Annotated in this window: 9 protein-coding genes; 5 read left to right on the top strand and 4 right to left on the bottom strand. The window is 72.8% G+C overall.

The genetic code is table 11. The features are described from left to right. Positions 1 to 1139, top strand: a 1139-nt coding sequence (locus tag GKQ77_RS20720) for a M64 family metallopeptidase (protein ID WP_219690418.1), incomplete at its 5' end; no start/stop codon positions are given. A 36-nt stretch (positions 1140 to 1175) separates the two neighbouring features. Here GKQ77_RS20720 and GKQ77_RS20715 read toward each other — a convergent pair. After that, complete coding sequence (locus GKQ77_RS20715; RefSeq protein ID WP_219690417.1) at positions 1176 to 2228, bottom strand: LacI family DNA-binding transcriptional regulator; 1053 nt, start codon at positions 2226 to 2228, stop codon at positions 1176 to 1178. A gap of 286 nt (positions 2229 to 2514) precedes the next feature. Here GKQ77_RS20715 and uriH point away from each other — a divergent pair, with 286 nt between their 5' ends. Both uriH and uriT read left to right on the top strand, forming a co-directional pair. Then, positions 2515 to 3462 (top strand): uridine-preferring nucleoside hydrolase UriH, encoded by a 948-nt coding sequence (gene uriH, locus GKQ77_RS20710; RefSeq protein WP_219690416.1) that lies wholly within the window; start codon positions 2515 to 2517, stop codon positions 3460 to 3462. Next, complete coding sequence (gene uriT, locus GKQ77_RS20705; RefSeq protein ID WP_219690415.1) at positions 3459 to 4913, top strand: uridine transporter UriT; 1455 nt, start codon at positions 3459 to 3461, stop codon at positions 4911 to 4913. Before uriH ends, uriT begins: the two co-directional genes overlap by 4 nt. A gap of 47 nt (positions 4914 to 4960) precedes the next feature. Here the strand turns inward: uriT and GKQ77_RS20700 are convergent, their stop codons facing one another. Next, positions 4961 to 5230: a hypothetical protein gene (locus tag GKQ77_RS20700; protein WP_125516841.1), complete on the bottom strand. Its 270-nt coding sequence runs from the start codon at positions 5228 to 5230 to the stop codon at positions 4961 to 4963. Positions 5231 to 5310: 80 nt separating this feature from the next. Continuing rightward, complete coding sequence (locus tag GKQ77_RS20695; RefSeq protein WP_308117732.1) at positions 5311 to 6210, bottom strand: MBL fold metallo-hydrolase; 900 nt, start codon at positions 6208 to 6210, stop codon at positions 5311 to 5313. A gap of 281 nt (positions 6211 to 6491) precedes the next feature. Here GKQ77_RS20695 and GKQ77_RS20690 point away from each other — a divergent pair, with 281 nt between their 5' ends. Both GKQ77_RS20690 and GKQ77_RS20685 read left to right on the top strand, forming a co-directional pair. Continuing rightward, on the top strand, positions 6492 to 6665 hold the full coding sequence (locus GKQ77_RS20690; RefSeq protein WP_219690414.1) for a hypothetical protein: 174 nt from the start codon (positions 6492 to 6494) through the stop codon (positions 6663 to 6665). A 48-nt stretch (positions 6666 to 6713) separates the two neighbouring features. Continuing rightward, positions 6714 to 6983 (top strand): hypothetical protein, encoded by a 270-nt coding sequence (locus GKQ77_RS20685; protein WP_219690413.1) that lies wholly within the window; start codon positions 6714 to 6716, stop codon positions 6981 to 6983. A 267-nt stretch (positions 6984 to 7250) separates the two neighbouring features. Here GKQ77_RS20685 and GKQ77_RS20680 read toward each other — a convergent pair. Beyond that, on the bottom strand, positions 7251 to 9176 hold a 1926-nt coding region (locus tag GKQ77_RS20680; protein ID WP_219690412.1), incomplete at its 5' end, for an NB-ARC domain-containing protein.

Genomic DNA, 9176 nt, shown 5'->3' with positions numbered 1-9176 from the left:
ACGCCGAGGTCCCCGCCGCCGAGCCGCTCTCCGCCAAGGAGCGCGCGGAGATCAAGGGGGACGGGGACGTCGTCCCGATCGTGCAGGCCGGGCCGACCGGCTCCAAGCTCGACGTCGTCTTCATCGGCGACGGCTACACCGCCGCCCAGCAGGAGGACTTCCACGCCGACGTGCGTACCAAGTGGGCGAAGGTCTCCGCCGTCGAGCCGTACGCCTCGTACAAGAGCCTCTTCAACGTCTGGGCCGTCGACGCCGTCTCCCGCCAGTCCGGTGTCTCCGGCGACCCGACCAGCGGCACGGTCAAGGACACCGCTCTCGGCTCGGCGTTCTACTGCGACGGCATCGAGCGGCTGCTGTGCGTCGACACCAACAAGGTCGAGTCGTACGCGAAGAAGGCCGCCGACCCCGACCTCGTCATCGTCCTCGCCAACTCCACCAAGTACGGCGGCGCGGGCTACAACGACATCACCTCGCCGTCCGGCTACGACGGCATCGCCACCGCCTCGTCGGACAACGCCCAGTCCGACCAGGTCCTCGTCCACGAGACGGGCCACTCGCTCGGGAAGCTGGCCGACGAGTACTGGTACGACGAGTACGGCACCTACACGGGCGCCGAGCCGTGGGAGACGAACATCAGCAAGCTCACGGCCGCCAAGCTGACCGCGCAGAAGAAGAAGTGGTACCGGTGGATCGGCCGGACCTCGCCGGACGGCGGCACCGTCGGCGCGTACGAGGGCGGCGGCTACCATCCGCGCGGCCTGTACCGGCCCACCACGAACTCGATCATGCGGACCCTGGGCCGCGAGTTCAACCTGCCCGGCCGCGAGGCGATGATCGCCGGCTTCCACCGGCACGCGTCCGTCCTCACCGCGCTCACGCCCACGGACCAGGTGGTGCGGCGCGACGCCAAGGTCACCGTGGAGGTGGCGGACGGCATCCGGCTGCGCTGGTCCGTCGACGGCCGCGAGGCCAAGCAGGCCAGGGGCGACACCACGGTCACGCCCCGAGCGCTCGGTGTCCCTGCCGACGGCCGTACGCACACCCTGACGGCCCGCGCCACGGACCGGACCCCATCGGTCCGCGACCCGGAGCTGCGCCGCTTGCTGCGGGATTCGCTCACGTGGCGGGTCACGCGCTGACCTGAAGCCGGTGCCCGCCGAGGGGCCTACGCCCGGCTACCTGAAGGGAGCCGACTCACCTGTCCCAGCCGGGGCCGGGATCGCCGCGGGGCCTCGCGCGCTCGACTCGCGTACGACCAGCTTCGGAGCGAGGCGGATCGAGCGCCGGGGGCCCGTGTCGTCGCCGGACAGGCGCAGGCCCAGCAGGCGTGCCGCCTCCGCGGCCAGTTCGGGCACCGGCTGGCGGACCGTCGTGACGCCCGGCGAGGAGAGCGCCGCCATCGGGATGTCGTCGAAGCCGGTGACGGCGACCTCGCCGGGCACCGCCACACCCAGCTGCTGGAGCCGCTGGAGCGCCCCGATCGCGATGAGGTCGTTGGCGCAGACCAGGGCGTCGGGCCGGGCGGGCCACACCTCGTCGACCGCGGCCCGGCCCCACTCCACGGAGAAGTCGCCGAGGGCCACCCGCGCCACAGCGCCGGGATCGAGCGCGCCCGCCCCGGCCGCGTAGGCACCGCGCCGCTCGGCGGCCGCCGATGCCGTGCCCGCCGCCCCGAGGAAGCAGACGCGGCGGCGGCCGGTGGCGGCCAGATGGTCGAGGACCAGCGCCATGCCCGTGGCGTTGTCGACGGCGACGGAGTCCGCGACGCCGGGCCCGCAGCCGCGGTCCATCAGGACGAGCGGCACCCTGGCGGCCGCGGCCGCCACGGCGTCCCGGCTGCGCTCCTCGTCCGCCGGGATCACCAGGAGCGCGTCCACCCGCCGGCTCAGCAGATCCGCCACGTACTCCGCCTCGGCCGCGGGATCGTCGTCGCAGTCGGCGAGCAGCACGGCCCGCCCGTCGGCGTGCAGCGCGTGCGTCAACTCCCGCACCAGCGCGGGATAGAAGGGGTTCGTGATCTGCGGCAGGACGAGGCCGACCGTGCCCGTGCGGTGGCCGCGCAGCGCCCGGGCCGCGTGATTGGGCCGGTAACCGAGCGCTTCTGCGGCCTCGCGGACCCGGCGGGCCGTCTCGGCGCCGACGGGGCGCGTACCGGCAAGGACCCGGGAGACGGTGGCGACCGAGCAGCCGGAGGCCCGGGCCACCTCTCTCAGCGTTACGTCGGCCACGCCGGACCCGTCCCTTCGGCCGCCAAATTTCGGCAAACGTTATCAGCGGGTGTCAGGCATCACCAGACCCTTTATGCACGGCTGGATTCGGGCGGATTCAGCCCGTTGAGTGTGGTGTGCGCCTCGTCGGATCATGTCCGTTCCGGGAGAGTTTGGCGGGGTGTGGTTTCGGCCATTGACATAATTCCTCCCTGTGCACAAAGTCTTCGGAGAACGTTTTCCCGAGCCACCGCCCCGCCCTCCGGCGAAGAACGGCGACGGCTCAGCCGAACAAAGAGGTTCCGCGATGCCCCGAAAGATCATCCTGGACTGCGACCCGGGACATGACGACGCGATCGCCATGCTCCTGGCGCACGGCAATCCGGATGTGGAGCTGGTCGCCGTCACCACCGTGGTGGGCAACCAGACCCTGGAGAAGGTCACCCGCAACGCCCTGTCGGTGGCCCGCATCGCGAACATCACCGGCGTGCCCTTCGCCGCCGGCTGCTCCCGCCCCCTGGTGCGCACCATCGAGACGGCCCCCGAGATCCACGGCGAGAGCGGCATCGACGGCCCCCTCATGCCCGAGCCGACCCTGGCCCTCGACGACCGTCACGCCGTCGACCTGATCATCGACACGGTCATGGCGCACGAGCCCGGCGAGATCACCCTCGTCCCCACCGCGGGCCTGACCAACATCGCCCTGGCCGCCCGCAAGGAGCCCCGCATCGTCGAGCGCGTCCGCGAGGTCGTCCTGATGGGCGGCGGCTACCACACGGGCAACTGGAGCCCCGTCGCCGAGTTCAACATCAAGATCGACCCCGAGGCCGCGCACATCGTCTTCAACGAGCGCTGGCCCGTCACCATGGTCGGCCTCGACCTGACCCACCAGGCGCTCGCCACCCCCGACGTGATCGAGCGCATCGCGAAGGTGGGCACGAAGCCCGCCGTCTTCGTCAACGAACTGCTCGACTTCTTCGGCGCCATGTACCTGGAGGCCCAGGGCTTCGCCGCACCCCCGGTCCACGACCCGTGCGCCGTCGCGTACGTCATCGACCCCGACGTCATGACGGTCCGCAAGGCCCCCGTCGACATAGAGCTGACCGGCACCCTCACCCTCGGCATGACCGTGACGGACCTGCGCGCGCCCGCCCCCGACGACTGCCACACCCAGGTCGCCGTCGACCTGGACCACCAGCGCTTCTGGGACCTGATCGTGGACGCCCTCGAGCGGATCGGTGACATCCCCGCATGAACGCCTCCTTCACCGAACCGGCGGCCGCCGGCCCCGGCGGCGCCCGCGGCTCCCGCCCGGTCCGCATCGGCGTCCTGGTCACCGCGCTCCTCGCGGCCTGCTTCGCCTTCCAGCTCAACGCGAGCATGCTCAGCCCCGCCCTGAAGAACATCGAGGACTCCCTCGGGGCGACCTCCGCAGAAGTCGGCCTCACCCAGACCGCCTTCTTCACCTCGGCCGCGCTCTTCTCCCTCTTCCTGCCGCGCCTCGGCGACCTCGTCGGACGCCGCAAGGTGCTCGCCGGGATGCTCGCGCTCATGGTCGTCGGCTGCGTCGTCGCCGCGCTCGCCGAGAGCGTGCCCATGCTCTTCGCGGGCCGCGTCATCCAGGGCGTCTCCGGGCCCACCGTGCCGCTCTGCCTGATCATGCTGCGCAACGAGGTCCACGAGCCGAAGAAGTACGGCACCCTCCTCGGCGTCATCACCGCCGTCAACGGCGGCATCGCGGGCGTCGACTCCCTGGCGGGCGGCTACCTCGCCGACCACCACGGCTTCCAGTCCGTGTTCTGGCTGATGGCGGGCGTCGCCGCGCTCGCCGCGCTCATGGTCGCCACCCTCACCCCGGAGTCCAGGGCCACCGCCACCGCCGACACCCGCATGGACTGGCCCGGCGTCACGCTCCTGGTCATCTCCGTCGGCGCCGCCCTCATCGCCCTGAACGAGGCGGGCAAGCTGGCCGCCGCGAACTGGCCGCTCGTCGCCGGACTCCTCGTCGTCGCGGCCCTCGCCTTCGCCCTGTTCTGGCGCACCGAGGACCGCAGCAGCCACCCCCTGGTCGCCACCCGCCATCTGCGCCGGCGCTCCACCTGGGCGCTGCTGCTCACCACTGTCCTCACCATGACGGGCGTCTTCGCCGTGATGAACGGCATGATCCCCGCCTTCGCCCAGGACGCCCAGGCCGGTTTCGGGATGAGCGCCGAGCAATCCGCCTGGTGGACCCTGACGCCGTACGCCCTCGCGGGCCTCGCCATGGGCCCGATCGCCGGGCGCCTGGCCGCCACGTACGGATACGGGCGCATCCTGCGCCTCGGCCTCATCGGCTCGATCGTCACCGTGGCCCTGATGCTGTTCACCCTGCACGCCGACTCGCGGCCGCTGCTCCTGGCCGCGTCGATCCTCATCGGCGTCACCTACGCGGGCATCGGCAACATCGTCCTCAACGGCCTCGGCATCGTGCTCTCCCCGAAGGAGAACCCGGGCTTCCTCCCCGGCCTGAACGCGGGCGCCTTCAACCTCGGCGCCGGTCTCAGCTTCGCCGTCCTGTACGCCGTGCAGACCGCCGCCGAACCGGCCGACAAGACCTCGCCCGCCGGGTACACGGCAGGCATGATCGCCGGGGTCGCGCTCATCGCGGCGGCCTTCGCGACGTCCTTCCTGATCCCCAAGCCGGTGGAGGCGGAGGCGACGCACTGACCGCCCCGGGCGCCGCCCCCGCAGGCACCGGGCACCGGCCCGCGGGCTCAGCCGCCCCGGACGTCCGCGACCCGTACCGAGAGGCCGTAGTCCAGCTCGGACCCGTCGACGAGCAGGGCCTCGACGGAGCGGGTCGCGGGGTCGATGTCGGCCTCCATGCCGTCCCCGACATACCGGGGGTAGCCGGAGGAGCCGGTCTCGCCGGTGGCCGTCACGACGGCGGAACGCAGGGCGCCACGGGTGTCGCTGGTGCCTCTGCCGTCCTCGGCGAACTCGGGAACGAGCAGAATCTCGAAGCTCTGCGGATGGGTGTTCATACGAGTGACGCTAGACAGGAGCGGCGCCCACCGCATGTTCTCGCCGTTGTCGGCCCGGGCCGACGCGTCGTCGTCACAGGTCACCAGCGCAGGGCCGTGAAGTCCACCGGCCTGGGTTCGAGGGTGGCCGTGCGCGCGGTCAACGCCCGCATCCGCTGCGCCATTTCCGCCGCCGGCAGATGCTTGCGGTCACCGTGCCCCGGCAGCAGCCACTCGAAGCGGAGCCGTTCGGCCGTGCGGGCCAACGACGCCGCCAGCTCCTCGATGGAGTACCAGGTGACGCTGTCGGCCACCTCGATGTCGCCCGTCGTGCGCGACCAGTAGAAGCTGTCCCCGCTGAAGCAGTATCGCTCGTCGGCGATGTACAGCACGCTGCCCCGGGTGTGGCCCGGCAGCGGGTGGGCGAGGACGCCGTCGCCGATCTCCATGCTCTCGGTGCCGCGCAGGACGCGGTCGGCGTCGGGCGCCGCGTCCAGGTCGCCCTCATGGATCCACAGCCGGGCCCCGAGGCGGTCGGCGTACCGGCGGCCGTGCGCGGCGTGGTCCCGGTGCGTGAGGAGTACGTCGGTGACCTGCCCGATCCCCTCGTACCTGGCGGCCAGCGGCTCGCTCCAGCGCGGGGTGTCCACCATCATCAGGCTCCCTGAGGGGCGGCGCAGGAGGTAGGCATTGGCGCCCGCGTTGCGCGGGGAGTTGTGCCCGCAGAACAGGACGGCGTCGTCGACGGGCAGGGGATAGGGGTCCCGCGCGTCGTCGAGGCGGCCGGAGGCGGGCCGGATGGAGCGGGTGTGGCAGGCGAACGCGGCGGCGAACAGCAGGCGTTCCTCCGCCGCGTCGCGCGGCTGGCGCACGATCTCGGAGCGGCCGTCGACCTCACGGATCAGCTCGGGCGCGACCTGCCTCGCGACATCGCAGTTCGTGCAGCGCTCGTCCACGGACCAGCCGGCGGTCACGGACTTGGCGGCTAAGTCGTCATTCACGGAGTCACTCACTTCCTGTGGGGGAGCGCCCCTGCGGGCCGGGTCTGCTCCCACCAGAGGTATCCCGGAGTCGCCCCGTGACGGAAGAGGGCGTTACCGCACGCCAGTACCAGCGCCCCCGCCGACAAACGCGCCCGCAAGCATCTGTGAAAGTTGTCACAAGCCCCGAACTGATGATCGGGGTCGGGTCCCCTTCGCGCCCGGACTTCGCGTAAGGTCGCGGATCGGCCGCACTCGGCCGACCCGAACCACGTAGATCACCGAAGAAGGAGTCGCAGGTCATGCCGGTCAATGACGCCACACAGGCGCCGATCTACCACACCCTTGTCCAGGAGCACGGCGACGTCCTCGCCACGGCCCGCCAGGCCGCGGAGGAGACCCAGCAGACCGCCCAGGACGTACTGGACTTCAGCATCCCGCGCCGGGTGAGCCCGCCTGTGGAGCAGGCTTCCTAGGACTGCCCGGCCTCGCGCGAAGCGCGGCCGATCGGTCAGGATGGCGCGATGGACTACGAGTTCTGGAAAGAGATCCACGAGCGCGGCGGCATCCCGGCGGTCAAGAGCGCTCTGGCGGACCTCCCCGAGGATCTGCCTCCGGGGGAGGCGGGCGCGGCGGCCGAGCTGGCCCTCAAGGTCATCGAAGAGGACATCGCCCGCATCAACGCCCGGGCGGACCAGGCCGAGGCGAGGGCGCGGGCCCTGGCCGAGCAGACCGCCGAGGTGAACCGCCGGCTCACCGAACACGCGGCCCGCGACGCGGACGAGGCTCGGTAGCGCAGGCCCGCGGGCAGTCGAGGCCCCCTGGGCGCGGCGGCCACCGCGGCCGTTCCGACCGCCTCGGTCGGGGGGCGCGGCGACCGGGACCGACCGGCCTACGGCGACGCGGGGGCGACCTGGGGGATGCGCGGGCGAACAGGGCGATGCGCGGGTGACCTGGGCAACGCACGGGCGAACAGGGCAACGCACGGGCGAAGGGGGACGCGCGGGCGAACAAGGTGATGCGCGGGCGAACAGGTGGCGCCGCTCCGCGGCCGCCGACCCTCACGTCCGGGCCATGAGCCGCACCATCGCCGTGTCGTACCGCGCCTGCAGCCCCGCGTCCGCCGAGACCCGAAGCAGCGCGCCGAGAGCCCTGACCGCGCCGTCGTCGTAGCCGCACGACTCCGCCTCCAGCGCCGCGTTCTCCAGCCGCCGGATGCCCTCGGTCTCGTCGCCCATCCCCAGCAGCGCCTCCCCGACCGCGGTGAGCAGCAGCACCCTGGCCGCCGCCGACGCCTCAGAAGGCCCGTCGAGGTCGAGCGCGGCGAGGGCCGTCTCGTGGGCCGCCTGCCACTCCCTGGCGTCCAGCCGGTGGCGGGCGAGATGGCACAGCGCGAGGCGTTCGGTGTGCCGGTCGCCGACGCTGTGCGCCAGCTCCGCCGCGAGCGCGCACCCCTCGGCCGCCTCGTCCGGGCTGCCGAGCGCGGCCTGGGCGAGCGACAGATTGATCAGCGCGGTCGCCTCGCCGCGCGTGTCCCTGGCCCGCGCGGCGAGCAGGGGCGCGGCCTCCAGGTGGCCGAGCGCCTCGTCGACGCGGCCCTCCTCGGTCAGCACCCACCCCAGCAGGGCGAGGACCCGCGACTCGGCTCGGGCGTCACCATCGGCCCGCGCCGCCTCAAGTGCCGTACGCAGCAGGGGAGTCCAGCCGTCCCGCACCCGCCATACGATCTGCGGCCACATCCCGAGAATGATCCGCCACGTCCTGCCGTGCAGCCCCGCCGTGTCGGCGGCGGTGGCCGCGAGCGTCAGATCGTCGCGTTCGACCGCGTACCAGGCCATCGCCTGCGCGCGGTCCGCGAACTCCCTCGTCGCGCGCGGCTGCTGGAAATCCGCGGGCAGGGTGAAGCACGACTCGTCACCGGGCTCGGCCGCGTCGGCGGCGCCGAGCGCGGTCGCCACGGTCAGGTCGAGCACCCGCAGCAGGGCGTCCGTCCCGGAACGCAGGCCTCGCGCGTACAGCCGTACGAGATCGTGCATCGTCCAGCGGTCGGGCCCGGCCCGCACGACGAGGTGCGCGGCGGCGAGCTTGTCCAGCGCGGCCTCGGCGGTGGCGGGGTCGGTGTCCGCGAGGGCCGCCGCCGCGTACCGGTCGACGTACATGCCCGGGTGGCGCCCGAGGTGGGCGAACTGCCGTGCGGCGTCCGCCGGCAGGCGCCGCACGGTGAGCCGCAGCGCGGCGCGTACGCCCGTGTCCTCGACGTCGAGGAGGCTCAACCGGCGCGATTCATCGGACAGTTCGCCGCACATCGCGCTCAGCGACGACTCCGGCTGGTCCGCGAGCCTGGCCGCGGCCACCCGCAGTGCGAGCGGAAGCCCGCCGCACAGCTCGGCGAGGCGCCGCGCGGCGACCTCCTCCGCGAACACGCGCTCCGTTCCGAGCACCGCGGCGAGCAGGGCGGTGCTGTCCGCCGGTTCCAGCACGTCCACGGGTACGGGACGCGCGGCGTCGGAAGCGATCAGGCCCCGCAGCCGGTAGCGGCTCGTGACCACGGTGACGCAGCGGGCGCCGCCCGGCAGCAACTCCCTGACCTGCTCGGACGCCCGCGCGTTGTCCAGTACGACGAGGAGTTGGCGGTCGGCGGAAAGGGACCGGAAGAGCGCGGAGGCGGCGCCGGCCGACTCCGGTATCCGGCGCGGCGCGACCCCCAGCGCCAGCAGGAACTCGCGCAGTACCTCCAGGAGGGTCGGCTCCCCGGTCTCGCTGAAGCCGCGCAGGTCGGCGTAGAGCAGCCCGCCGGGGAACTGCTCGCGGTGGCGGTGCGCCCAGTGCGTGACGAGCGCCGTCTTGCCCACGCCGGCGGGCCCCGTCACCAGACAGACGGGGGCTTCACCCGCGGCGGCCCGGGAGAGCGCGGTGAGTTCCCCGGCCCGCCCGTGGAAGCCACGGGGCATACGGGGCAGCAGATCGACCGTGGCCGGGGGCAGGGC

The sequence above is a fragment of the Streptomyces anatolicus genome, assembly GCF_019400875.1.
Classification (GTDB): domain Bacteria; phylum Actinomycetota; class Actinomycetes; order Streptomycetales; family Streptomycetaceae; genus Streptomyces; species Streptomyces anatolicus.
This window is presented reverse-complemented; position numbering and strand designations above follow the sequence as displayed.

Bases quoted from the DNA above. Each gene is read 5' to 3' on its own strand.
- GKQ77_RS20690 (WP_219690414.1), top strand. From the start codon at position 6,492: ATGCCGGTCAATGACGCCACACAGGCGCCGATCTACCACACCCTTGTC.
- GKQ77_RS20700 (WP_125516841.1), bottom strand. From the start codon at position 5,230: ATGAACACCCATCCGCAGAGCTTCGAGATTCTGCTCGTTCCCGAGTTC.
- uriT (WP_219690415.1), top strand. From the start codon at position 3,459: ATGAACGCCTCCTTCACCGAACCGGCGGCCGCCGGCCCCGGCGGCGCC.
- GKQ77_RS20685 (WP_219690413.1), top strand. From the start codon at position 6,714: ATGGACTACGAGTTCTGGAAAGAGATCCACGAGCGCGGCGGCATCCCG.
- uriH (WP_219690416.1), top strand. From the start codon at position 2,515: ATGCCCCGAAAGATCATCCTGGACTGCGACCCGGGACATGACGACGCG.